Genomic DNA, 23496 nt, shown 5'->3' with positions numbered 1-23496 from the left:
GCGTTTCGCTCAGCCCTTGTACCCGTTGCTGATCGGATAGCGCCGTTCGCGACCAAAGGCGCGGCGCGAAACCTTCGGCCCCGGCGCGGCCTGGTGTCGCTTCCACTCGCTGGTGCGCACCAGCCGCAGCACGCGGTCGACCACCTCGGCGGCGTACCCCGCCGCCACGATCTCCTCGCGCGACTGCTCCTGGTCCACGTAGCGGTACAGGATGCCGTCCAGCACGTCGTAGGCCGGCAGCGAGTCCTGGTCGGTCTGGTTGGCACGCAGCTCGGCAGACGGCGGGCGCGCGATCACCGCCGGCGGAATCACCGGGGCGCCGCCGACCGTGTTGCGCCACTTGGAGAGGCCGAACACTTCCGTCTTGTACAGGTCCTTCAACGGCGCGTAGCCACCGCACATGTCGCCATAGATGGTGGCGTAACCCACCGCATACTCGCTCTTGTTGCCGGTGGTGAGCAGCAGCCCGCCGAACTTGTTGGACAGCGCCATCAGGATCACCCCGCGCGCGCGCGACTGCAGGTTCTCCTCGGTGACATCCGCTGCCTGGCCTTCGAACATCGGGCCCAGCGCGGTCATCAAGCCTTCGAAGACCGGCTCGATCGACACCGCTTCCAGCTTCACGCCCAGCGCGCGGCACTGCTCGGCGGCCAGGTCGTTGGACATGTCCGCCGTGTAGCGCGACGGCAGCCGCACCGCCGTGACGTTGTCCGCGCCCAGCGCGTCCACCGCCATCGCCAGCACCAGCGCCGAGTCGATGCCGCCGGACAGGCCCAGCCACACCTTCTTGAAGCCGTTCTTGCCGCAGTAATCGCGAATGCCCCGGGTGACCGCGCGCCAGGCCAGCGCGTCCATGCTTTCGTCGCCATCGTCCATCCACTCGCGCGGCAGGAAGCGGCGGCTCTCGGCGTCGTAGTCCACCACCAGCCACTGGTCGGTGAACGCAGCCGCCGCCGGGTGCACGGTGCCGTCGCCATCGGCCACCACCGAAGCGCCGTCGAAAGTCAGCGCGTCCTGCCCGCCGACCATGTTCACGTACAGCAGCGCCGCACCGCTTTCGCGGGTGCGCTCGGCCAGCAGCGCATCGCGCTGGGCGTGCTTGCCGCGCTCATAGGGCGAGGCGTTGGGAATCACCACCAGCTCGGCGCCATTGCGCACGGTGTCGGCCAGCGGTTCGGGGAACCACAGGTCCTCGCAGACCAGCACGCCCACCGGCACGCCCTTCAGCTCGAACACGCAGCTGCCGCCATCCGGGTCGATGTCGAAGTAGCGGCGCTCGTCGAATACCGCGTAGTTGGGCAGCTCGCGCTTGCGGTAGGTATGCAGCACCTTGCCGTCGCGCAGCACGCTGGCCGCGTTGTACACCACCGCCCCGGTGGCCTCGGGCCAACCGACCACCGCGGTGATGCCCTGGGTGCTGGCTGCAATGCGCGCCATGGCCTGCTGGCAGTCGTACAGGAAGCGCGGCCGCAGCAGCAGGTCTTCCGGCGGGTAGCCGCTGATCGCCAGTTCCGGGAACACCACCAGCTCCGCCCCGAACTCATCGCGCGCCTCGGCGATCATCTCGATGATGGTGTCGGTATTGCGCTCGACCGCCCCCACCGGGAAATCGAACTGGGCCATCGCAATGCGGATCGAGGTCATGGGGTGAAGCCCGTGGATGCAGTGACCCATTGTAACGCTGGTGGTTTGACCGGTACGAACGGTGTGGGACCGCCTCGGTCGGCCAACGGCCGACGCTACCAGCGCACAGGGACCATCGCCGTAGGCCGGGCCAAACAGGAATCATCGGTAGCGCCGGCCGTTGGCCGGCCCAGGCGGTGCCGGCCGCAGAAAGCAAAACGCCGCCCGAAGGCGGCGTTTTGCGCGGTACCAGCCGACGACAGTCGGCGCTACCTTATTTCACCAGCTTTGCGATGGCGGCGCCCAGGTCGCCCGGGGAGCGGACGGTGACGACACCGGCGGCTTCCATGGCGGCGAACTTGCCTTCTGCCGTGCCCTTGCCGCCCGATGCGATCGCACCGGCGTGGCCCATGCGCTTGCCGGCCGGCGCCGAGGCGCCCGCGATGAAACCGACAACCGGCTTCTTCACGTGGTTCTTGATGTACTCGGCACCGGCTTCTTCAGCGTCGCCGCCGATTTCGCCGACCATGATGATGCCTTCGGTCTGCGGGTCTTCGTTGAACAGCTTGAGGCAGTCAACGAAGTTCAGGCCGTTGATCGGGTCGCCGCCGATACCGATGCAGGTCGACTGGCCCAGGCCCACTTCCGTGGTCTGCTTGACCGCTTCATAGGTCAGGGTGCCCGAACGCGACACGATGCCGATCTTGCCCGGCTTGTGGATGTGGCCCGGCATGATGCCGATCTTGCACTCGCCCGGGGTGATCACGCCGGGGCAGTTCGGCCCGATCAGCACGGTGTCCGGATGCGAACGGGTCAGCACGTTCTTCACGCGCAGCATGTCCAGCACCGGAATGCCTTCGGTGATGCACACGATGACCTTGATGCCGGCAGCCGCAGCTTCCAGGATCGCGTCGGCCGCGTACGGCGGCGGGACGTAGATGACCGACGCGTTGGCGCCGGTGCTCTGCACGGCATCGGCCACGGTGTTGAACACCGGCAGGTCGATATGGGTGGTGCCGCCCTTGCCCGGCGTCACGCCGCCAACGACCTGGGTGCCGTACTCGATCATCTGAGTGGCGTGGAAGGTGCCCTGCTGGCCGGTGAAGCCCTGCACGATCACCTTGGTGTTCTTATTGATCAAAACAGACATTGTTTTTCCTTCGGTGTCGGATCAGGCGGCGTTCTTGACAGCTTCGACGACCTTCTTGGCACCGTCGTTGATGTTGTCAGCCGGGATGATGGCCATGCCGCTGTCGCGCAGCAGCTGCTTGCCTTCTTCCACGTTGGTGCCTTCCAGGCGCACCACGACCGGAACCTTGACGCCCACTTCCTTGACCGCGGCGATGATGCCCTCGGCGATCATGTCGCAGCGGACGATGCCGCCGAAGATGTTGACGAAGATGCCTTCGACCTTGTCCGAGGACAGGATCAGCTTGAACGCTTCAATGACGCGCTGCTTGTTCGCACCGCCGCCCACGTCCAGGAAGTTCGCCGGCTCGCCGCCGTTGAGCTTGATCACGTCCATGGTGGCCATGGCCAGGCCTGCGCCGTTGACCATGCAGCCGATGTTGCCGTCCATGGTGACGTAGTTGATGTCCAGCTCCGAAGCGGTCACTTCGGTTTCGTCTTCCTGGGTCTTGTCGCGCATGGCGACCAGGGCCTTCTGACGGAACGCGGCGTTGTCGTCGCTGTCGAACTTGCCGTCCAGCGCGTACAGGTTGCCGTCGTCCAGGATCGCCAGCGGGTTGATTTCAACCAGCGCCAGGTCCTTTTCGTTGAACAGGCGGTACAGGTTCACCATGATGCTGGCGAACTGGCCGGCCTGCTTGGCGGTCAGGCCGAGCTTGAAGCCGAAATCGCGGCCGTGGTAACCCTGCACGCCTTCAACGAAGTCGACGTTGAGCGAGTGGATCAGCTCCGGGGTTTCAGCAGCAACCTGCTCGATCTCCACGCCGCCTTCCGAAGAGGCGATGTAGGTGATGGTCTTGGTGCCACGGTCGACCAGCACCGACAGGTACAGTTCCTTGACGATCTCACCGGCGGTGGTCACCAGCACCAGGTTGACCGGCAGTTCAACGCCCGCGGTCTGGTAGGTGGCCATCTTGGTGCCGAGCATCTTGGCCGCAGCGGCCTTGACGTCGTCGGTGGTCTTGCAGAACTTGACGCCGCCAGCCTTGCCGCGACCGCCCGCATGGATCTGCGCCTTCACCATCCAAGGGCCCTGGCCCAGGGAGTTGGCCGCTTCGACCGCTTCATCGGGAGTCGCTGCGACCTTGCCGGCCGGGACCGGAATGCCGTACTCGGCAAGCAGCTGTTTTGACTGGTATTCGTGGAAATTCATGCGTCACCGTGGGAATAGGAACGACCGCACGCACGGACCGCGGCGGGCCCACTATTGTGGACGACCCAGCCGCGTGGCGCAAAGACACGGCCCCCCAGCGGCCGCCCCGGCCAGTTTTCCAACGCCATTCAGGCAGTTGCGAGCCCCACCGGACCCGCCCCCCGGGGTCGTGAATGGGCAAACTGCGCGAGATCGGGCCATACTGGGGGGAGCCAGAAGGGGAGTTCCGGCGTGTCACCCAGCGCTTCACTGATCGACCGCATCGAGTCCCTGCCGAAGCGGGAGCTGTACTTCTTCGCCCTGTACCGGGTGCTGATCGCCGCGGTCATCGCCGCGCTGCTGTTCAGCCCGTTGAGCGGCCTGGTGGGCGAGTCCAGCCACCCGGAACTGGCCGGCGTGGTCAGCGTGGGCTATCTGGTGGTCTCCCTGCTGATCCTCGTGGTCGGCCGCAACGACCGCTGGCTGCGCCGCACCGTGGTCACCAGCCTGCTCATCGACATCGTGGCCACCGTCCTGCTGGCCCACGCCCTGCCCGGCGCCAGCGCCGGCCTGTCCATGGCCCTGCTGTTCAACATCGCCGCCGCCGCCACCCTGCTGCCGCTGTCCTGGGGCATGGGCCTGGCCTTCATCGCCGGGGCCGCCACCGCCGGCGGCTACGTCTGGAACCTGCTGGAAACCGGCGAACCCACCCGCACCCTGGCCGAGCTGGCCATGTTCATCACCAGCTTCCTGGCCCTGGCCTTCGTCAGCTACCAGGTGGGCAACCGCGCCCGCCGCAACCAGCAGCTGGCCAACCAGCGCGGCGACGAAGTGGCCAACCTGTTCCAGATCAACGAACTGATCATCCGGCGCATGCGCACCGGCGTGCTGGTGGTGGACGCCGCCAACCGCATCACCCTGGCCAACGAAGCGGCCTCCACCCTGATCGGCGACAACGACGGCAACAGCGGAACCGGCCACCTCGAACTCGGCAGCGCCGCGCCCGACCTCAGCCGCCGCCTGCAGCGCTGGCGCAACGGCTGGAGCAACGAAGAAACCCCGCTGCAGCTCTCGCCCGACCAGCCCGAAGTGCAGCCGCGTTTCGCCCGCCTGCTGGCCGGCAGCGACCTCACCATCATCTTCCTGGACGACTCCAGCGTGGTCTCGCGCCGCGCCGAATCGCTCACCCTCTCGGCCATGGGCCGGTTCTCCGCCAGCCTGGCCCATGAGATCCGCAACCCGCTGGCCGCGATCAACTACGCCGCCCAGCTGTTGGAAGAGTCCACCGCCATCGGCGACACCGACCGCCGCCTGCTGCAGATCATCCACCAGCAGTGCCAGCGCACCAACGGCATCGTCGAAAGCGTGCTCGGCCTTGCCCGGCGCGAGCGGGCCAACCCGGAAAACCTGGACCTGGCCGCCTTCGTGCGCCGCTTCGTACTGGAGTACAAGCAGAGCCTGACCCTGGAAACGGACAGCATCGAACCGATCATCAACGAATCGTCCGTGCATGGCCTGGTCGACCCGCGCCACCTGCACCAGATCCTCACCGTGCTGGTCCACAACGCCCTCAAGTACGGCCGCACCGGCCAGGATCCCGCCCGGGTGCGCCTGCGCGTGGCCCGCCAGGACCGCTCGGCGGTGATCGACGTGATGGACCGCGGCCCGGGCATTCCTGAAAGCGTGGCCCAGCAGCTGTTCCGGCCGTTCTTCACCACCTCCGAACACGGCACCGGGCTGGGCCTCTACATCGCCCGCGAACTGTGCCGTGCCAACCAGGCCAGCCTGGAATACGTCTCCGTCCCCGCCGGCGGCGCGTGCTTCCGGCTGGTCCTGCTGGGCCCGCACACAATGCTGCCGCAATGACGCGCTACCCTGCGGGCGTCAAGTATTTGTCGTTATCAACCGCTCTCGGCTATCTTCCCCCCATATGAACGAAAACCGCAGCGCCCTGGTCGTAGACGACGAACGCGACATCCGCGAACTGCTGGTACTGACCCTAGGCCGCATGGGCCTGCGCATCAGCACCGCAGCCAACCTCGCCGAAGCGCGCGAGCTGCTGGCCAGCAACCCCTACGACCTGTGCATCACCGACATGCGGCTGCCCGACGGCAACGGCATCGAGCTGGTCACCGAGATCGCCCAGAACTACCCGCGCACCCCGGTGGCCATGATCACTGCCTTCGGCAGCATGGACCTGGCGGTGGAAGCACTGAAGGCCGGCGCGTTCGACTTCGTCAGCAAGCCGGTGGACATCGCCGTGCTGCGCGGCCTGGTCAAGCACGCGCTGGAACTCAACAACACCGAACGCCCCGCCCCGCCGCCGCTGACCAGCGACACCACCGCCCGCCTGCTCGGCGAATCGATCGCGATGGACGGCCTGCGTGCCACCATCAGCAAGGTCGCGCGCAGCCAGGCGCCGGTGTACATCCTGGGCGAATCGGGCGTGGGCAAGGAGCTGGTGGCCCGCACCATCCACGACCAGAGCGCACGCGCCTCCGGCCCGTTCGTACCGGTCAACTGCGGCGCCATTCCGTCCGAGCTGATGGAAAGCGAGTTCTTCGGGCACAAGAAGGGCAGCTTCAGCGGCGCGCATGCCGACAAGCCCGGCCTGTTCCAGGCCGCGCACGGCGGCACCCTGTTCCTGGACGAAGTGGCCGAACTGCCGCTGCAGATGCAGGTGAAGCTGCTGCGCGCGATCCAGGAAAAGTCGATCCGCCCGGTGGGTTCGGCCACGGAAGTGGCGGTGGACGTGCGCATTCTTTCGGCCACGCACAAGGACCTGGGCGACCTGGTGGAAGACGGGCGCTTCCGGCACGACCTGTATTACCGCATCAACGTGATCGAACTGCGCGTGCCGCCGCTGCGCGAGCGTCGCAGCGACCTGCCGCAGCTGGCCGCTTCGATCCTCGCCCGCCTGGCGCGTACGCATGGCCGCCCTACCCCGCTGCTGGCGCCTTCGGCGCTGGAAGCGATGGGCACGTATCACTTCCCCGGCAACGTGCGCGAGCTGGAAAACATCCTGGAGCGTGCGCTGGCGTTGGCCGAGGGCGACAGCATTGGCGCGGGTGATCTGCGCCTGCCGCAGCCGGGGGCCGCGCGGCAGACCGGGGCGGCGGTTGCGCACCATGAAGAAGCCGTGGTGGATCTGCCTGCGGGAAGTGGCGCGCTGCCTTCGTACATCGAGCAGATGGAACGCACTGCGATCCAGAAGGCGCTGGAAGAGAACCGCTGGAACAAGACCAAGACGGCCGCGCAGCTGGGGATCACGTTCCGGGCGCTGCGGTACAAGTTGAAGAAGTTGGGGATGGATTGAGGGAAGCGGTGGTGTGGCGCGCCGCTTAGCACCGCGCATGGCACGCGTGGCGTGTCACTACGCCTGCCGGTACCGCGAATGACACGCGTGGCGTGTCACTACACCGGCGCCGCAGCTGACACACCCTGACACGGGCGCTGAACCGCGTAGCGACACGCCATGCGTGTCCCACGCACCGCCCGATTCCGCGCAAATCCACCGCCATCGCACCACCTGACAGCCCGCCAGACACGCGTGGCGTGTCTCTACGCCTCAAATCGCATGACGCGTACAACCCGTCCAGACCGCAACTCCGTCGCACTTCCGCAAAAATCCGTGCCGCTAGCGTCACGTGTTAGGCAATGCCTATCGAAACCCGCAAAACCAACAGAAACAATCAACTAGTCATCCAACGCATCGCCGCGCAAGGTTGGCCCCGGAGCTTCAAATCTCCAGAACGTGCAAAATTATGGAACTCCCATGTCGGGAGGGTGGCTAATACAAGACCCCTCAAACGGGGGAAATACTCCACGCCGCTCGCACGTTCGCGGATTTGAACCTCCCGGCTCCCTTGCCCTACCGGCAAGGGAGATTTCCCCTTGGAGGACCGCCATGCACATATCACGCCACACCCCCATGTTTCCCGAACTGGGCATGCCCACGGCCGAACAGCCGCGCCACTACACCGTGCGTGCGCATACCTACCCTTGGATGGACACCTTCGACGGCGGCCTCGTGCCTTGCATCGCCGCGCACGGCAGCTGGTTGTACAACGCAGGCTTCAAGCCCGGCGCGAGGGTAACCGTGACAGCCACCGAAGGCAGGTTGGTCTTCGACCTCGTGGACCCACCCAAAGAGCCCCGCCTGCGCCGCTGCAACGCGTTCGAAAAATACATCGCGGACCGCTACGAGCCCAAGCCGGGACATGTCATCCACTACGAACACCCGGGTGTGCTCGTCCGCGAGCACATCCTCGCCCCCATGGGCGCCTCAACCCAGGACTTCGCCCATGCCATCGGCGTATCACAGGACCTGGCCGAATGCTTCCTGGCCGGCGACTACGACGTAGACATGGACCTGGCCGAGCGCCTCGCCCCGTTCGCCAGCACCTCGCAGTGGTTCTGGTGGGAGCTTCAGCAGAAGTACCTCGCCCCCCGGTAACGTCGGGCTCAACCGGTCACAGCAGACCCGCGCCGTACCCCGCGAGGTAGAGCCGGGCTCTGCCCGGCTGCTCACCAAGGCCAGCTACGCTGCGTTCTTCTCCCCAAGAAACAGGCTTGCCGCCTACCTAACCTTAGCCTAGGAGGGATGGAAGAGCTCGCTCGCATCGCTCCCCTCCCACGCCTCACTCGGAGGCGCGGTAGCTACGGCGACCAGTCGCTCTATCCGACGCTGCAAAGCCTCCGAAACTCCGCTCCTGTGCAACCCGCCATGGCGCTTGATGTAGACACGCTGAAAAGCCCGATGGAGCAAAAGGCTAGCGCAAGCCACCGGAACGCCCAGTTAGGCACCAACATGGCGGACGAATGGCCACCTTCAGCTTTCGAATTGAAACTGCTTGCAAGTCTCATCACTACGTCCGTGCAGAGTTGATTGGGGGGCTGTTATTTGGCCAAGCGCTCGACGGGTGTCAACACGTCGAATGTCACTAGCTCGACTGCCGACCGACTGACGGGCAGATTTACGGAGATGACCACAAAGACGAGTTCTCCGGACCTGTTCTGCGCGCGAAGTTCAGGACGGGAACAGTCGACTCCATACACCCAAGGCATATGCACTTGGGTGGGACGGGGCCACTCACGCGGGGACAGTTGCTCCCGACCAGCAGGAACCACCACCGCTGTTGCGCAATTGCAGACTTCCCGACGATCGGGTCCCGCCCGCGAAGGAGAGGGAATCGGGCGACGTCAATTGATCGTAAACACGTACATGTTCATTGCCGCAACACCAGTCGCCTTATCTGCATAGATGATGGTGACTGGAATCGGGTCGCCTGGATTGCATGTCCAAGGCGCTGGGGCCGAGCGCAGGACCGTAGCAATTCCATTGGCCGCAATCGACATGCAGCCCTTTGGTCGATAAATGAGGTTTGATGACCCCGTAACGTCAGTTATGGCACCGGCAGGACTCACAAGCTTGACGGTGAGCTGGAACGAAGCGCCCTTGGTCACGCCCACCTGGGCTATACCTGCGGCTCCAGACACATGGTTGGCCCTCGCACCACCTGAGGGATTCGACAACTCCCATTCGCCAATGAGCTTGGCAGTAGGGGTCGATGCCTTGAGGCTCCAGGTCGGCCTTCCGTCATCTTGAGCACCTGCAGAGGGTGCTGTGGTGGCGGCAGCGAGTATCAACGCCAGCCCCAATCGCCCAGTCATCGCTGATCGCATACCTAAAATCCATTTATGGCGGCTTGGCATCGGTGCCGCGTTCCGTCTGGCGCGCCTCAGCGCCGGCGGGAATAATGACATGCGCCGGGACAGCAATATGCAACTAGCTTCACACTTCAAAAGTCCTCGCATCTGCGGGGGCTTGCTGTGCACTAAAGCCGCTGGTCATGCGTCTGTCAGGTCCAACGGCACGCCGGCACTTGGCCGTTTTCGCCCGTAGTGGGGATGCACGCCCAAAGTTCGGAGTCTTTCTGCGTGTAACTCGCTCTCAGCCAGAGACGATGACACATGTCCGGCAAAGTCAGGAACCAGCCTCACAAACGAAGAGCCCCGCAACTGGGGGCCCCATGTTCATCTAACCGGCGAAAAGCTTCCGGCCAGCCTCAGGTCCGACACCCCGACGGCACGTGCCTGTTCTCGCCCGCGGCTCTGACGCACGTCCAGCGAATGGCATCATTCTGCGTGAAACTCGGCCGGAGCAGAAGTGTTACTCCCCCGGCTATCGGCGTGGTAACGACCGTGAGGACCCCATTCCCGGTGCACGTCATGGACACCACGTTTTGGGAACCCACAGTCTGGTCCTCTACCCCCGAACAGGCGGTAGCGTCCAGCGCGTTTGCGTTGTTGATGTTCTCACCGACGGTAACCTTCGGGCCGGAGGCGATAAGCAATGCCTCTGATACCCGTGCCCTGATCGTATAGTCCTGATAGGCAGGTAGCGCTATCGCTGCCAAGATGGCAACGATCGCCACCACGATCATCAACTCGATGAGGGTAAACCCCTTCACAATCTTCACCACTCGACTCCCCGGTCGGCTGCTCACATGACCAGTAAGCACGTTTCGTGCCATGTCCAGGCAGATCAGTCTTTGGTAACGCGATTGATCTCAGCAAGACTGGTCGTACCCGCAGCGGCCTTCACCAGCGCAGACTGGCGCAGGTCCCTGATTCCGGCACGCTGGGCAGCCTCGGCAATCTGGATGGCATTACCTCCCTCCAAAACAATTACCGATATCTCTTCGCTCATCGGCATCACCTGGTAAATACCAGTACGACCCTTGTAGCCTTCCGTGCATTCCTCGCAGCCAACCGGCTCGTACAGAGTGACACCCGCATCCAACTGCGCCTGCGTGAAGCCCTCGGCCAGAAGCGCATTGTCCGGCAGCTCGACTGGGCGTTTACAGTTGTTGCACAGCCGACGCGCCAGTCGCTGCGCGATGACCAGAGTGACCGAACTGGTAATGTTGAACGGTGCGATACCCATGTTCATCAGACGCGCGATGGTCTGCGGGCCGTCGTTGGTGTGCAGCGTGGAAAGCACCATATGGCCTGTCTGCGCGGCTTTGACCGCGATCTCAGCGGTCTCCAGATCCCGGATCTCGCCAACCATGATGATGTCTGGATCCTGACGCAGGAACGAACGGAGCGCTGCGGCGAAGGTCATGCCTCGCTTTACGTTCTGCTGCACCTGGTTCACGCCTGGCAGGCGGATTTCGACCGGATCCTCGGCCGTTGAAATGTTGCGGGTTTCGTCGTTGAGAATGCCCAGCGCGGTGTACAGCGAAACGGTCTTGCCCGAACCGGTGGGGCCAGTGACCAACACCATACCGTAGGGCTTGTGAATGGCATCCAGGAACAACTTTTGTTGGTCAGGTTCGTAGCCAAGCTTGTCGATACCCAGCTTGGCTGCACTTCCGTCCAGAATACGCAGCACGATCTTTTCGCCGAACAGGGTCGGCAGGGTGCTGACTCGGAAGTCGATCTGCTTGGTCTTGGACAGGTTTAGCTTGATGCGTCCGTCCTGGGGTACGCGCTTTTCCGCGATGTCCAACTGGGACATGACCTTCAGGCGGGCGGCGATTCGCTGACTGAGCTTGACCGGTGCCTTGGCGACGTTCTTGAGCAGGCCGTCGATACGGAACCGCACGCGGTAGTCGTCTTCGTAGGGTTCGAAGTGGATGTCCGAGGCGCCCTTGCGGATCGCATCCACCAGCACCTTATTGACGAATTTGACCACGGGAGTGTCGTCGCCCTTGGCATCGACGCCCGATTCTGCGCTTCCACCGTCTTCATCGCCGACCGAGACGTCCAAGTCGCCCATGCCGTCGTCGTCGCCGCCCAGCGAACCGCCAAGAGTATCGTGCTTGGACTGCCACTGCTCCAACGTACGCTTGATCTGGTCCTCATCGACCAGAATCGGTTCGACCACCAGGTTTGTGTGGAACTTGATCTCATCGAGCGAATGGGTCGGGTCGCTGGTGCCTACAAACAACTTGCCACCGCGTTTGAACAGCGGAAGTACGTGGTGCTTGCGCAACAGCTCTTCGCTGACAAGGCTGATCGCGCTCTGTGCGCTGTCGAACACGCCAACATCCAGCAGCGGCATGCCGAACTCCAGCGCATTGGCCGCTGCCAGTTGGGCAGCAGTGACCAGCTTCTTCTCTGCGAAGTACTGCGGTAGCGGCTGTTTGGCGGCCCCTGCCTTCGCCATGGCGTCGCGCGCAGCGGCCTCTTCTAGTGCGCCATCCTGGACGAGACGACGGGCAATGCCGGTAATACCTACAAGGTTGGCGGTGACAGCGTTCATCTGTGGGCTCCCGGACGATCTTCAGGCATGCAATAGCGTAACCTACCGCAAAAAAAACCCCGCATGTGCGGGGTTTTTCTTTCGGCAACGAACCGTCAGCTGTTACGGACGGCACTCGGCCGGACGATACTTGGCTGCCAGCGTACCGGTCTTGCAGGTCCAGGTGACGTTGGTTGCCGGCGGCGTGCCAGCGACCAGGGTCGGGGCCGGAATGAAGATGATGGTGCCAGCGCCAGCCTTCGCGGCGGTGGTCAGGGTGATCTGACCATTGCCAGCATCAACTTCCACCGAAGCGACGTTGTCAGTCGCGGTCGGCTCAATGTAGCCACTGTCGAAAGCATTGCCGGTGGAAGCGTTCTCAACGACGCTGACCTTGGCAGCCGAGACCAGGCCCATGCCTTCAGCAACGCGCGAACGCACAGTGTAGTCCTGGTAAGCCGGCAGCGCGATGGCGGCCAGGATGGCGATGATCGCGACAACGATCATCAGTTCGATGAGGGTAAAGCCCTGCTGCTTCTTCATTGTGTACATCCCCTAGAGGTAAGTAAGTAACGAACACCGGTGCGAGGCCTGGCCGGCGGACCGGCTGAGCAAGGCTGGACGCCCGTGCGGATGGTTCATAGCAGGTTGCGTGCCAAGTGCTCAGCAATGCTCCCCAGCATTTCCCCGGCGCAATGATGGCAGCAATCTCCAGAATTGGAACCCCTCTCACAACAAAGTGCGACTTGACCGGCATTGTGACCTTCTGCGTCACCTTGTGACGGATCCAGACCCTGCCACAGGTCACGGATTGCCGTGCAAGAGGGATGCCACTCCGGCCCGGAACCGGCTACCATTCGGCGAGAAGCCCGCCTGGGGAAGGCGCGGCCGGGGAGCCATACATGTCTGTCAGCCGTAGTGCGATCAAGAAAGAGCCCGTGGCGCGTAGCACCATGGAGCTGCAACCGTTTGTCTGGGAGGGGACCGACAAGCGAGGCGTGAAGATGAAGGGCGAGCAGGTGGCGAAGAACGCCAACCTGTTGCGCGCCGAGCTGCGCCGCCAAGGCATCATGCCCGGGGTGGTCAAGCCCAAGCCCAAGCCTCTTTTCGGTGCAGCCGGAAAGGCAGTCGGGTCTAAGGACATTTCCTTCTTCAGTCGCCAGATGGCGACGATGATGAAGTCCGGCGTGCCGATCGTGAGCGCTCTGGAGATCATCGGCAGCGGGCACAAGAACCCGCGAATGAAGAAGCTGGTGGACGGCATCCGCGCCGATATCGAGGGCGGCTCATCGCTTTACGAGGCGATCAGCAAGCACCCTGTGCAGTTCGATGAGCTTTATCGCAACCTGGTTCGAGCTGGTGAAGGCGCAGGTGTGCTTGAGACGGTTCTGGATACAGTCGCGACGTATAAGGAGAACATTGAAGCCCTGAAGGGCAAGATCAAGAAGGCGCTGTTCTATCCGGCGATGGTTGTTGCCGTAGCTATCATCGTTAGCGGCATCCTGTTGGTCTTCGTAGTACCGCAGTTTGAAGAAGTTTTCGCCGGTTTTGGCGCTGAATTGCCCGCCTTTACCCAGATGATCGTCAACCTATCACGCTTCGCGGTGTCTTACTGGTGGGTAATGCTGCTAGGCGCAGTCGGTGCGTTCGCCGGTTTCATATACACATACAAGCGCTCTCCAAAGCTGCAGCACACCATGGATCGCCTGATCCTCAAGGTGCCGGTCATCGGCGAGATCATGAACAACAGCTCGATCGCCCGCTTCGCCCGCACCACCGCCGTGACCTTCAAGGCCGGTGTGCCGCTGGTGGAAGCCTTGGGCATCGTGGCTGGCGCCACCGGCAACAAGGTCTACGAAGAAGCCGTGCTGCGCATGCGCGACGACGTGTCGGTCGGCTACCCGGTCAATATGGCCATGAAGCAGGTCAACATCTTCCCGCACATGGTCATCCAGATGACCGCGATCGGCGAAGAGGCCGGCGCGCTCGATACCATGCTGTTCAAGGTGGCCGAGTACTTCGAGCAGGAAGTCAACAATGCCGTGGACGCCCTGAGCAGCCTGCTGGAACCGATGATCATGGTGTTCATTGGTACCATTGTCGGCGGCATGGTGATCGGCATGTACCTGCCCATCTTCAAACTCGGCGCCGTCGTCGGCTAAGGTAACCATGGCATTTCTTGACCAGCATCCCGGCCTCGGCTATCCCGCCGCGGCCGCACTGGGGCTGTTGATCGGCAGCTTCCTCAACGTCGTCATCCTGCGCCTGCCCAAGCGGCTGGAGTGGCAGTGGAAGCGTGACGCCCGCGAGGTGTTGGAGCTGCCGGACATCTACGAGCCACCACCGCCCGGGATCGTGGTCGAGCCTTCGCACTGCCCGCACTGCAAGCACAAGCTGTCCTGGTACGAGAACATCCCGCTGTTCAGCTGGCTCGTCCTGCGCGGCAAATGCCGCCATTGCCATGCGCCGATCTCCAAGCAGTACCCGCTGGTGGAGCTGGTCACCTCGCTGTTGGTGGTGGCCAGCGTCTGGCAGTTCGGGTTTGGCTGGCAGGGCTTTGGCGCCATCGTGCTGAGCTGCTTCCTGGTCGCCCTTTCCGGGATCGACCTGCGCACCCAGCTGCTGCCCGACCAGCTCACCCTGCCGCTGATGTGGCTGGGGCTGATAGGCAGTATCGACAACCTGTACATGCCGGCCAAACCGGCGTTGCTGGGTGCGATTGCGGGGTACCTGTCGCTCTGGACCGTGTGGTGGCTGTTCAAGCAGATCACCGGCAAGGAAGGCATGGGCCACGGCGATTTCAAGCTGCTGGCCGCGCTGGGCGCGTGGTGCGGGTTGAAGGGCATCCTGCCGATCATCCTGCTGTCGTCGGTGATCGGGGCGATCCTGGGCTCAATCTGGCTGTACTCGCGGGGCCGCGACCACGCCACGCCGATCCCGTTCGGGCCGTACCTGGCCATTGCGGGCTGGATCGTGTTCATGTGGGGCGAGCCGCTGATCAATGCGTACCTGCGGATGTCCGGCCTGCGCTGAGGACACCCCGATGAGGGCACGGCGATGAGCCAGTTCGTGGTGGGGTTGACCGGCGGCGTAGCCGCCGGCAAGAGCGAAGTGAGCCGCCGGTTCGAGGCGCTGGGCATCGTGGTGGCCGACGCGGACGTGGCCGCCCGCGCGGTGGTGGCGCCAGGCAGTGAGGGGCTGGCGCGGATCGTTGATCATTTTGGTTCCGGGATCCTGCTGGCCGACGGCCAGCTGGATCGTGCTGCGTTGCGCGAGCGGATTTTTGCTTCGGCGCAGGAGCGGCAGGCGTTGGAGGCTATTACCCACCCTGCCATCCGGGAGCTGCTTCGGCGGACCTGTGAGGAGGCAGGGAGCCCGTATGCGATTGCGGCGATTCCGCTGCTGACGGAAGCCGGTGGGCGGCAGCAGTATCCGTGGTTGAACCGGATCCTGGTGGTGGATGCGCCGGTGGCGGTGCAGCATGCGCGGTTGATGCTGCGGGATGGAACGACCGCCGAATTGGCGGATCGAATGATCGCGGCGCAGGCCAGTCGCGAGGAGCGGTTGGCGCTGGCCGATGATGTGGTGGTCAATGATGGGCACCCGGAGCAATTGCAGGCCGAGGTGGAGCGGTTGGATGCGGCGTACCGAACGTTAGCCACGTAACCGCGTAGAGACACGCCATGCGTGTCCCACGTAGAGCATGATCGTTCGTTTGCGGCGGACGCGGCCGCAGTATCCGTGGGACACGCATGGCGTGTCTCTACGCGGTGTGGGTCGGTATTCGTCAGATCATGCGGGGGAGAACGTCAGCGTCGCAACCACGCCACGCTCTTCGCCCGGCCTTACATTCACCTGCCAGCCGTACAGGTCGCACAGGCGGCTGACGATTGAGAGGCCGATGCCGCCGCCCTGCGAGTGGCCTGCATGGGTGCCTCTATAGCCCCGCTGGAACAGCTTGGCTGCGTCTTCAGGACTCAGGCCTGGGCCACTGTCGATCACTTCTACCCGATTGTCGGTGACGCGCACGCGTACCGAGCCTTCCTGCGAGTACTTCACGGCGTTGCCGATCAGGTTGCCCAGGGCCACGGAAAGCGCGGATTCCGGGGCATCAATGACCAGTTCGCGGTCGCCTTCCAGGATCAGTTCGAGTGGCTTGCCGCCCAGCTGGGCGCGGTGGGCGTCGAGCAGCTGCTCGGCGACGCGGGCGACGTTGCTGCTTCCCTGCCCGCGCTCGTTGCGCGAAAGCAGCAGCAGCGAGCCGATCAGGTCGGTGCACTGCTGTTCGGCGCGCTGGATGCGCTGCAGGCGCTGCAGGACCTTGGGGTCCAGGTCGGGCCGGGTCAGCAGCAGCTCGGTGGCGCCGCGGATGACAGCGAGCGGGGTGCGCAGTTCGTGGCTGACGTCGGCGTTGAACTCGCGGTCGCGCTGGACCACTTCGGTCAGGCGCGCAGAGTAGTCGTCCAGGGCCTGGGCCAGCTGGCCCACTTCGTCGTCGGGGAAGCGCGGGGCCAGAGGCTCTGGCTCGCTGGTGCCGCCGCGATACGCGCGCAGGCGCGCGGCCAGGTCCGAGACCGGCTTCATCACCTTCGAGGCCGACCACCAGCCCAGCACCAGTGACAAGGCGCTGAACAACAGCACCGAGAAGAACAGCGCGCGGTTGAGCTGGCCTTCGCCCTTCAGGCTTTCGGTCATGTCGTAGGCCAGGAAGAACCAGGCCTCGGGAGTTTTGCGTACGGCCAGCTTGTAGGAGAACCGTTCGCCATGCTCGTCCACGCCGCCGAGGCTGTGGATACCGTCCTTGAACTCGTACCAGTCCGGCTCTTCCAGGCGCAGCGCTTCGAACTTGTCGGGGCCCACGATGCGCGCGCGCATCTGCTGCACCGGCAGGTCGGGATTCTTGGTGGGGTCTTCGAAGAAGCGGTGCGCGTATTCGTTGATGTTGCGGTTCATCACGTCTTCGACCAGCTGGTTTTCCACGCGGGCGCGGGCCAGGTTGGTGGCGAAGGCGAACAGTGCCGTCAGGCAGAAGCCCAACAGCACGAACGAGACGATGATGCGGCTGCGCAGCCGGCGCCGGTACGGCGCACGGCGGCGGTTCCCCCTGTCGCTCACCGGATCAGGCTTCCGGGGCGGCGATGCGGTATCCGATGCCATGGCGGGTCTGGATCAGCGGAACCTCGAACGGCTTGTCGACCACGGCACGCAGGCCATGGATATGCACGCGCAGCGAGTCGGAATCGGGCAATTCTTCGCCCCACACGCGGGTTTCCAGCTCCTGCCGGGTGACCACGGCCGGTGCGGCTTCCATCAGCGCCTGCAGGATCTTCAGGGCGGTGGGGTTGAGCTGCAGCAGTTTGCCCTGGCGGCGAACTTCCAGGGTGTCCAGGTTGTACTCCAGGTCGCCGGTTTCCAGCACGCGGGTCTGCACGCCCTTGCCGCGACGCGACAGGGCATTCAGGCGCACCTCTACTTCCTGCAGCGCGAACGGCTTGATCAGGTAGTCGTCGGCGCCGGAGTCGAAACCGGCCAGCTTGTTGTCCAGCGAATCGCGGGCGGTCAGCATCAGCACCGGGGTCTGCTTGCGCGCTTCGTTGCGGAGCTTGCGGCAGACTTCGATGCCGTCCATGCCGGGCAGGTTGAGGTCCAGCACGATCGCGTCGAACTCGTGCACCACGGCCAGGTGCAGGCCGGTGACGCCGTCGGCGGCGAAGTCCACGGTGTGGCCGCGGTCTTCGAGGTAGTCGCCCAGGTTGGCGGCGATATCGCTGTTGTCTTCAATTACAAGAATGCGCACTGGAACCTCGGGTTCGGATTAAGTCATTGCCCCCCAGCGCCGGTGCGGCGCCGGGGGACCATGGTCAGCCAATGAACGATACAGGTTCCCGTCTTAACATTTTGTACCCGCCCGGAGGCGTGAAGACCGGGTCAGTCCAGCGGGATCAGCTGCGAGCGGTTGACGTCGCGCATGTTGGTGCGGGCGTTCTCGGTGGCGCGGCGGCGCTCGGCAACGGTCATGCAGTTGTTGGTGGGGAAATTGCTGCCCACGGTCTTTTCGCGGCGGCAGACCAGGCGGCTGTCGGCATGACCCTGGGTCAGGATCGTGTTGATCTTTTCCTGTTCGTTGAAGATCGCCACCTTGTTCTGCGGCGCGACCTGGTCGATCCGCTCGTGGTCGCCCATCTGGGCGCGGATCTGGTTGAGCGAGGCCTGCACGGCGCTCTTGTTCTCCAGCGTCAGTTCGCTGTATTTGTCACTGGCCATGGCCAGTTCCACTTCGCGGATCTGCTCGGCAACCGGCTTTGCACCGCCCATCTGCACGGCATCCTTGCTGGTTGCAGCCAGCGCATGCGCCGAGCCTGCCAGCGCCAACATCATTACGATCGAGCCAATACGGTACATAACCCTCACCCCATCCTTCCATGAACGAAGTAGTCACTTTAAGGCGCAACTGCGGCCGAAACAATGTGACCTCCGGCAGGGCAGAAAAAGGCCCGGGTGGATGCCCACCCGGGCCTGAAGTCATTCCCGATTACCGTTATCTGCTGAGGAGGGCAGAGCTGCGGTCTGATGAAGCCTACGCCGGGGGCGATTAAACCGGTGTTAAAACCTGTAGCACGGAGCTATGAGATTCTCAATGCCTTGATTTTACTGGCTTTTTCATGGCCGCCACCTGCCCCGCCACGTGCTCGATGATGCGCCCGGCGAGGTCATCCTGATTGATGCCTTCAATGCCTTCCAGGCCGGGCGTGGAGTTCACCTCCAGCACCAGCGGCCCACGACTGGAGCGGATCAGGTCAACCCCGGCAACACCCAGCCCCAGCGCCTTGGCCGAGCGCACGGCCACCTGCTGCTCGGCGCGGGTGGCCTTGGCGGCGCGTGCGCTGCCGCCGGCATGCAGGTTGGAACGGAAGTCCCCTTCCGGGGCCTGGCGCTGCATGGCCGCCACCACATGGTCGCCCACCACCAGGCAGCGCAGGTCCGCGCCCTGGGCTTCGCCGATGAATTCCTGCATGAGGAAGTTGGCATACAGCCCACGCAGGGCCTCGACGATGCCGCGCGAGGCGCTGGCCTTCTCGGTGAGGATCACGCCCCTGCCCTGGGTGCCCTCGTTGAGCTTCACCACGTGCGGCGGCGGGCCGAGCATGGACAGCAGGTCCACGGTGTCGTCGGGGTTGTCGCCGAACACGGTGACCGGCATGTCGATGCCCTTGGAGGCCAGGATCTGGTGCGCGCGCAGCTTGTCGCGGGCCCGCAGGATGGCGTCGGAGGGGTTGGGGGTTACCGCCCCCATCATCTCGAACTGGCGCAGCACGGCGGTGCCGTAGCGGGTGATGGAGGCGCCGATCCGCGGAATCACCGCATCCACCCCGGTGATGGGCCGACCCTTGTAGTGAAGGGTGAAGCCATTGGCGGCAATGCGCATGTAGCAGCGCAGCGGGTCCAGCACCCGCACGGTATGCCCCCGCGACCGCGCCGCGTCCACCAACCGCCGCGTGGAGTACAGCTTGCTGTTGCGGGAAAGGATGGCCAGTTTCATCGCAGCTTCGGGGTGGGGAAAGACGCGAAGCATAGCGTGCGGCGTGGAAGAGCGGATGAGGTCGGAAAATGGCCTGCGCCTCCCGCGAGAAAGCGCCGCACCTCAAGCTCACTTAGCGCCCAATGCGTCAACTCGAGCGTGCAGACCATGTGTCGAGAGACGTCTGTTCGCGGCGCTCCAAGCAATTGATTTATAGACCTTAAAGTGCATCAGTATCCACTCATACGTCGCAAGCCGCATGCGGGGCCGCGTTCGATCTTGCGCCGATGTGAATGGCGCAGCATCCTCCCCTTGCGCATGAACTCAATCCCGCTCTCCCGTAAGCCCGCACAAGACGATGCCCTGAAGTTCGGCAAGGACGACCTCTTTGAGCCACAGAAGGTCGCGCAGTTCCTGCAGCTCGACAGGGACGACGTGTCCAGGATTGCAGACGTACCAATTGCCAGTATTCGCTGGGACTTGGACGTCCCTCATCCCGTGAAGGCGTGTCTTCGGGAAATCGGGGAAACCGCAAACCTTGTTGCACAAGTCTTCGACGGAAGTGTTGCCAAAACTGCGCTCTGGTTTCAGACGATCAACCCGCTGCTGGGCAACATAGCTCCCAGCGACATGATTCGGGCAGGCAGGCATGACCGGCTGCGTCGATTCATCGACTCGACTACTGACGACGATCGTCGGCCAGCCCAAAAATGAAAGTCCCGGGAAAAGCTGCGCCTGTCCCGGGGCTTTTGATCCAGTGCTGGTAGCGCATGACCTTAGAGGTCAGCGGGCCATAAACCGGAACCTTCCGTGTCAATTCAGAACTGCCAAAGACGTATTGCACCGGGAGATTGCCGCTTGGAGGTGCCCATCAATGTTGTCCAGTTCGCTGAGGACCTCCAGTGCCAGCGCGACCAGGTCTTCCCGGCTCTTCGGCTGGGCAAGGGCGTACAGGTCAAAGTTCAGGGGGATGCTGTTCATCGTCATTCTCCGTGGGGTGCTCAATCATTGATGCAGGGGCATACAGCTCAGAATTTGGACTGGCTTCTCAACTCAGCCATGATGTTCTCGAACTCCGCCTTGTTGCCTTGGTCCAAGGCCAGGCTGAGGCTCTTCATTTTCAGAATGCACTGCTTCGAGTTGATGGCATTGCGCTGTTCGTCGAACTCCAACTTGCCGCTCTCGAGGAACCTGGTGAGTGCGAAATCAATGAACGCCAGTCCAGTCAACACGTCAGCCAGCGTTGGATTCAAGTTCTCGTTGAACTGAAAAAAGCCAAACGCTTTGTGTGCATCGATCAACGTGTTGACCTGCCCGACAACCTGAGACCAGATTGTCCCGATCAAATCACTGAGATCGCTAGTGGCCGGCGCGCCTGATCCATCGCTCATGAGTCTTCTCCACACTATCGCGCACAGCGTGGCGGAGTACTGCAAGCGAATCGAGAGGGAAATCCGACAAAAGGAGTCGCAGCGAGGAGGACCCACTCGCACGGCTGAAAACAGAGGGAAGAATGGGTCCCAAACAGCCCCCTTTAGTAAAGGGGGCGCGCCGGCAGGCGCGGGGATGTGGAGGCATGGCCGCCACGCTCCATGGTTTGCCTTGCAAACCGTGGAGCGGGTGAAGGGAATCGAACCCTCGTCAGTAGCTTGGGAAGCTACAGCTCTACCATTGAGCTACACCCGCATGGTGCGCCGCAATTCTATGCGGCTGGGGCCTGGAAACGCAACGGGCGGCACTGGGCCGCCCGTTGGGATGAGGCACGACCAGCGGTCGTGCCCTACTCAGAAGCTGCCGCTGACCGTGGCGAACAGGCTCACGTCACGCGCACGCTTCTGCATGGCGGTGGTGCTCATGCCGATGTTGCTGTTCAGGCCGAACATGGTCATGCGCGCACCCAGTACGGCGGTGGCGTAGTCCTTGTCGAACTCCAGGCCCGGCACCTTGTACATGCCCACGTCCGGCATGGTCTGCAGCCAGGCGCTGGCCTGCTTGTCGTCTTCGAACTCGTGGTCGTAGGTGACCTGCACGTACGGCTTGATGCTGCCGCCGTCGAAGCGGGCCTGCCAGCCGATGCGGCCAACGGTGGAGTCGGCGTCCTGGTCGGCGTAGCCCAGCGCGGTGGCGCTCGGGTTGGATTCCACGTAGCCGTCCAGCTTGACCTGCTGCCAGATCACCGCCGCGACCGGACCGTGGCGGAAGCCGCCTTCGGTGCCGAACTCGTAACCGGCGTTCAGGGCCACGGTGAGGTTGCTGCCTTCCGGCGAACCGGTGTGGGTGCGCTCGGCCGGGCCGAGCTGCACACGGCGGGTCACGTCGTAGTCCAGCCAGCTGTAGCTGACCTGGCCGTTGACCCAGACGTTGTCGCCGTACCAGCCGGCGAACAGGCCCAGGGTAGCGTCGGACTGGGTGAAGTCGCCCTGGCTGTTGCCGAAGTCGGCGTCCATGCGGCCGTAGCCACCGAAGCCGCCAACCACCATGCCGTCCTTCGCCCAGTCGATACCGAACAGGCCGGCCGGGGCCAGGCCGTCGTACAGGTCGGCGTGGTCATAGCGCTGCATGTCGCCACGCAGGCCGCCCCACCAGCTCAGGCCATCGGCCGGACGACCGTCGAGGTGCGAACCGACCTGGTCGGCACGCGCACGGCCCACGGTCTGCGCCGAGTGGGTCAGGATCTGCTGGTTGCGCGGGGCTTCCAGGATCGAGAGGGTGTACTGGCCCAGCATCTGGTGGGTGGCGGTGGTCGGGTGCACGCCGTCGGCGAACACGTAGTTGTTGGCCGCGTTCGGGTTGACGTAGGCGGTCGGGTTGCAGGTCAGCGACGAGGCCGTGGTGCAGGCCGGGCTGGTGACGTTGACGAAGCCGTAGGTGGCCGGGCTGGCGACGATTTCCTGCAGGATGTGGAAGGTGTCCACCGGAATCACCTGCAGGCCGGCGGCCTTCAGGCCACCGAACAGGGCATCGTTGTAGGCCTTGGCCAGGGCGGTGCCCTGCGCCATGCCCACGGCGCCGCCGGCGCGTGCGGCCGGGGTCAGGCCGATGTCCGGCAGGGTCGGCACCACGATGTACTGGGCGCCGGCGTTCTTCAGGGTACCGACGATGCCGACCTGGTCGGTCACGGCCGCGCCAAGGGTGGCCTGCAGCGGTGCGCCTGCCTGGATGGCGAACAGGTCATTGGCGCCGCCCCACACGGTGTAGAGCGCGTTGGCGTCGGCCTTGCCGCCGTTGGCGGCCAGGTACTGCGCGGTCTGGGTCTTGAGCGAGTAGACCGGAATGGCCGGGGTGCCCGGGGCCAGGGTCTGGGTGGTGTCCACGCCGACACGGGCGCCGCCGATGGCGTAGTTGTCGCCGTTCTGGCCATTGCCGTGGGCGGTGGCGTTGGTGCCGTAGTAGTCGGCCACGTACTGGGCCCAGACCCAGCCCGGGTTGGTGGTGAACTGGCCGGTGACCGGCTGCACCGAGGCCGGCAGCAGCGGGCGGAAGTAGCCCTGGTCGGTCAGGCTGTCGCCGATGAAGACGGTGCGCGAATAGGGCGACTGCGCCATCGCCGGCACGGCCGCCAGGGCGATGGCCACGGCCATCAGGGAACGCAGGGGACGCTTGCTGAGCTGCATGAAAAAAACTCCATTTCGGGTGAGGACAGCCGACGTACGCCGGCGCACGGTGCCATGGTTCCACTGCACCCCGGTGACATCACGCTGCGCTGCGACATGGCTGGCGCCCGAGGGCCGCGATGCGCAGACAGGACAGCGCCGGGATGGGTTCCGGTGGGGGCGCAAGGGT

Annotated in this window: 21 protein-coding genes and 1 tRNA gene; 7 read left to right on the top strand and 15 right to left on the bottom strand. The window is 64.0% G+C overall.

What is annotated here, in order from left to right:
* Positions 1-9: 9 nt before the first annotated feature.
* From C2U58_RS07345 to sucC, 3 genes are all read right to left on the bottom strand, one after another.
* Positions 10-1644, bottom strand: coding sequence for an NAD+ synthase (locus C2U58_RS07345; RefSeq protein ID WP_102945227.1), 1635 nt, complete (start codon positions 1642-1644; stop codon positions 10-12).
* 253 nt (positions 1645-1897) lie between these two features.
* Complete coding sequence (sucD, locus tag C2U58_RS07340; RefSeq protein WP_017356169.1) at positions 1898-2773, bottom strand: succinate--CoA ligase subunit alpha; 876 nt, start codon at positions 2771-2773, stop codon at positions 1898-1900.
* 21 nt (positions 2774-2794) lie between these two features.
* The gene (gene sucC / locus C2U58_RS07335) at positions 2795-3964 is read right to left on the bottom strand and encodes an ADP-forming succinate--CoA ligase subunit beta (RefSeq protein WP_070209517.1); all 1170 of its coding nucleotides are present in this window, start codon (positions 3962-3964) and stop codon (positions 2795-2797) included.
* 231 nt (positions 3965-4195) lie between these two features.
* Between sucC and C2U58_RS07330 the strand changes: the two genes are divergently transcribed.
* The 3 genes from C2U58_RS07330 to C2U58_RS07320 all read left to right on the top strand — a co-directional run bounded on the left by C2U58_RS07330 (position 4196) and on the right by C2U58_RS07320 (position 8399).
* Positions 4196-5809 (top strand): ATP-binding protein, encoded by a 1614-nt coding sequence (locus tag C2U58_RS07330; RefSeq protein ID WP_102945226.1) that lies wholly within the window; start codon positions 4196-4198, stop codon positions 5807-5809.
* Between the two features lie 64 nt (positions 5810-5873).
* A complete protein-coding gene (locus tag C2U58_RS07325) occupies positions 5874-7259 on the top strand; it encodes a sigma-54 dependent transcriptional regulator (RefSeq protein WP_102945225.1) in 1386 nt (461 codons plus the stop codon).
* Between the two features lie 615 nt (positions 7260-7874).
* Positions 7875-8399: a hypothetical protein gene (locus tag C2U58_RS07320; RefSeq protein WP_102945224.1), complete on the top strand. Its 525-nt coding sequence runs from the start codon at positions 7875-7877 to the stop codon at positions 8397-8399.
* Positions 8400-9145: 746 nt separating this feature from the next.
* Here the strand turns inward: C2U58_RS07320 and C2U58_RS19815 are convergent.
* From C2U58_RS19815 to C2U58_RS07305, 4 genes are all read right to left on the bottom strand, one after another.
* Complete coding sequence (locus C2U58_RS19815) at positions 9146-9658, bottom strand: hypothetical protein (protein WP_146033422.1); 513 nt, start codon at positions 9656-9658, stop codon at positions 9146-9148.
* Between the two features lie 353 nt (positions 9659-10011).
* Positions 10012-10425: a pilin gene (locus C2U58_RS07315; RefSeq protein WP_102945459.1), complete on the bottom strand. Its 414-nt coding sequence runs from the start codon at positions 10423-10425 to the stop codon at positions 10012-10014.
* Positions 10426-10490: 65 nt separating this feature from the next.
* Positions 10491-12215 (bottom strand): type IV-A pilus assembly ATPase PilB, encoded by a 1725-nt coding sequence (pilB, locus tag C2U58_RS07310; RefSeq protein WP_102945223.1) that lies wholly within the window; start codon positions 12213-12215, stop codon positions 10491-10493.
* Between the two features lie 102 nt (positions 12216-12317).
* Entirely contained in the window at positions 12318-12737 is a 420-nt protein-coding gene (locus C2U58_RS07305; protein WP_172448096.1) for a pilin, read from the bottom strand.
* Positions 12738-13096: 359 nt separating this feature from the next.
* On the opposite strand from C2U58_RS07305, the gene C2U58_RS07300 reads away from it, so the two are divergent.
* The 3 genes from C2U58_RS07300 to coaE are packed head-to-tail and all read left to right on the top strand — an operon-like array spanning position 13097 to position 15860.
* Positions 13097-14356 (top strand): type II secretion system F family protein, encoded by a 1260-nt coding sequence (locus C2U58_RS07300; protein WP_102945221.1) that lies wholly within the window; start codon positions 13097-13099, stop codon positions 14354-14356.
* Between the two features lie 7 nt (positions 14357-14363).
* The gene (locus C2U58_RS07295) at positions 14364-15227 is read left to right on the top strand and encodes an A24 family peptidase (RefSeq protein ID WP_102945220.1); all 864 of its coding nucleotides are present in this window, start codon (positions 14364-14366) and stop codon (positions 15225-15227) included.
* Positions 15228-15251: 24 nt separating this feature from the next.
* Positions 15252-15860, top strand: coding sequence for a dephospho-CoA kinase (gene coaE / locus C2U58_RS07290; protein ID WP_102945219.1), 609 nt, complete (start codon positions 15252-15254; stop codon positions 15858-15860).
* A 126-nt stretch (positions 15861-15986) separates the two neighbouring features.
* Here the strand turns inward: coaE and C2U58_RS07285 are convergent, their stop codons facing one another.
* From C2U58_RS07285 to rimK, 4 genes are all read right to left on the bottom strand, one after another.
* On the bottom strand, positions 15987-17351 hold the full coding sequence (locus tag C2U58_RS07285; RefSeq protein ID WP_102945218.1) for a HAMP domain-containing sensor histidine kinase: 1365 nt from the start codon (positions 17349-17351) through the stop codon (positions 15987-15989).
* On the bottom strand, positions 17314-17991 hold the full coding sequence (locus C2U58_RS07280) for a response regulator transcription factor (RefSeq protein WP_017356179.1): 678 nt from the start codon (positions 17989-17991) through the stop codon (positions 17314-17316). The genes C2U58_RS07285 and C2U58_RS07280 overlap by 38 nt, the downstream gene beginning before the upstream one ends.
* 131 nt (positions 17992-18122) lie before the next feature.
* Positions 18123-18596 carry a hypothetical protein gene (locus C2U58_RS07275; protein ID WP_102945217.1) on the bottom strand — a complete coding sequence of 158 codons (474 nt, stop codon included), beginning with the start codon at positions 18594-18596 and terminating at the stop codon, positions 18123-18125.
* 232 nt (positions 18597-18828) lie between these two features.
* Positions 18829-19734, bottom strand: coding sequence for a 30S ribosomal protein S6--L-glutamate ligase (rimK, locus tag C2U58_RS07270; protein ID WP_102945216.1), 906 nt, complete (start codon positions 19732-19734; stop codon positions 18829-18831).
* A 297-nt stretch (positions 19735-20031) separates the two neighbouring features.
* Between rimK and C2U58_RS07265 the strand changes: the two genes are divergently transcribed.
* The gene (locus tag C2U58_RS07265) at positions 20032-20427 is read left to right on the top strand and encodes a hypothetical protein (RefSeq protein ID WP_102945215.1); all 396 of its coding nucleotides are present in this window, start codon (positions 20032-20034) and stop codon (positions 20425-20427) included.
* Positions 20428-20526: 99 nt separating this feature from the next.
* On the opposite strand, the gene C2U58_RS20035 is transcribed toward C2U58_RS07265, so the two are convergent.
* The 4 genes from C2U58_RS20035 to C2U58_RS07250 all read right to left on the bottom strand — a co-directional run bounded on the left by C2U58_RS20035 (position 20527) and on the right by C2U58_RS07250 (position 23327).
* Positions 20527-20694, bottom strand: coding sequence for a hypothetical protein (locus C2U58_RS20035; protein WP_172448095.1), 168 nt, complete (start codon positions 20692-20694; stop codon positions 20527-20529).
* 47 nt (positions 20695-20741) lie between these two features.
* A complete protein-coding gene (locus C2U58_RS07260) occupies positions 20742-21104 on the bottom strand; it encodes a hypothetical protein (protein ID WP_253256682.1) in 363 nt (120 codons plus the stop codon).
* A gap of 221 nt (positions 21105-21325) precedes the next feature.
* Positions 21326-21399: transfer RNA gene (locus C2U58_RS07255), tRNA-Gly, on the bottom strand.
* 98 nt (positions 21400-21497) lie between these two features.
* A complete protein-coding gene (locus tag C2U58_RS07250) occupies positions 21498-23327 on the bottom strand; it encodes an autotransporter domain-containing protein (protein ID WP_102945214.1) in 1830 nt (609 codons plus the stop codon).
* Positions 23328-23496: the final 169 nt, after the last annotated feature.

Origin of the sequence: Stenotrophomonas sp. VV52, from assembly GCF_002893095.1 — a bacterium.
In the GTDB taxonomy this organism is placed as follows: Bacteria; Pseudomonadota; Gammaproteobacteria; order Xanthomonadales; family Xanthomonadaceae; genus Stenotrophomonas; species Stenotrophomonas aracearum.
This window is presented reverse-complemented; position numbering and strand designations above follow the sequence as displayed.

Bases quoted from the DNA above. Each gene is read 5' to 3' on its own strand.
- C2U58_RS07285 (WP_102945218.1), bottom strand. From the start codon at position 17,351: ATGGCATCGGATACCGCATCGCCGCCCCGGAAGCCTGATCCGGTGAGC.
- coaE (WP_102945219.1), top strand. From the start codon at position 15,252: ATGAGCCAGTTCGTGGTGGGGTTGACCGGCGGCGTAGCCGCCGGCAAG.
- C2U58_RS07295 (WP_102945220.1), top strand. From the start codon at position 14,364: ATGGCATTTCTTGACCAGCATCCCGGCCTCGGCTATCCCGCCGCGGCC.
- sucC (WP_070209517.1), bottom strand. From the start codon at position 3,964: ATGAATTTCCACGAATACCAGTCAAAACAGCTGCTTGCCGAGTACGGC.
- rimK (WP_102945216.1), bottom strand. From the start codon at position 19,734: ATGAAACTGGCCATCCTTTCCCGCAACAGCAAGCTGTACTCCACGCGG.
- C2U58_RS07325 (WP_102945225.1), top strand. From the start codon at position 5,874: ATGAACGAAAACCGCAGCGCCCTGGTCGTAGACGACGAACGCGACATC.
- C2U58_RS07345 (WP_102945227.1), bottom strand. From the start codon at position 1,644: ATGACCTCGATCCGCATTGCGATGGCCCAGTTCGATTTCCCGGTGGGG.
- C2U58_RS07260 (WP_253256682.1), bottom strand. From the start codon at position 21,104: ATGAGCGATGGATCAGGCGCGCCGGCCACTAGCGATCTCAGTGATTTG.
- C2U58_RS07275 (WP_102945217.1), bottom strand. From the start codon at position 18,596: ATGTACCGTATTGGCTCGATCGTAATGATGTTGGCGCTGGCAGGCTCG.
- sucD (WP_017356169.1), bottom strand. From the start codon at position 2,773: ATGTCTGTTTTGATCAATAAGAACACCAAGGTGATCGTGCAGGGCTTC.
- C2U58_RS07250 (WP_102945214.1), bottom strand. From the start codon at position 23,327: ATGCAGCTCAGCAAGCGTCCCCTGCGTTCCCTGATGGCCGTGGCCATC.
- C2U58_RS07320 (WP_102945224.1), top strand. From the start codon at position 7,875: ATGTTTCCCGAACTGGGCATGCCCACGGCCGAACAGCCGCGCCACTAC.
- C2U58_RS07265 (WP_102945215.1), top strand. From the start codon at position 20,032: ATGAACTCAATCCCGCTCTCCCGTAAGCCCGCACAAGACGATGCCCTG.
- C2U58_RS19815 (WP_146033422.1), bottom strand. From the start codon at position 9,658: ATGCCAAGCCGCCATAAATGGATTTTAGGTATGCGATCAGCGATGACT.
- C2U58_RS07305 (WP_172448096.1), bottom strand. From the start codon at position 12,737: ATGAAGAAGCAGCAGGGCTTTACCCTCATCGAACTGATGATCGTTGTC.
- C2U58_RS20035 (WP_172448095.1), bottom strand. From the start codon at position 20,694: ATGAACAGCATCCCCCTGAACTTTGACCTGTACGCCCTTGCCCAGCCG.
- pilB (WP_102945223.1), bottom strand. From the start codon at position 12,215: ATGAACGCTGTCACCGCCAACCTTGTAGGTATTACCGGCATTGCCCGT.
- C2U58_RS07300 (WP_102945221.1), top strand. From the start codon at position 13,097: ATGTCTGTCAGCCGTAGTGCGATCAAGAAAGAGCCCGTGGCGCGTAGC.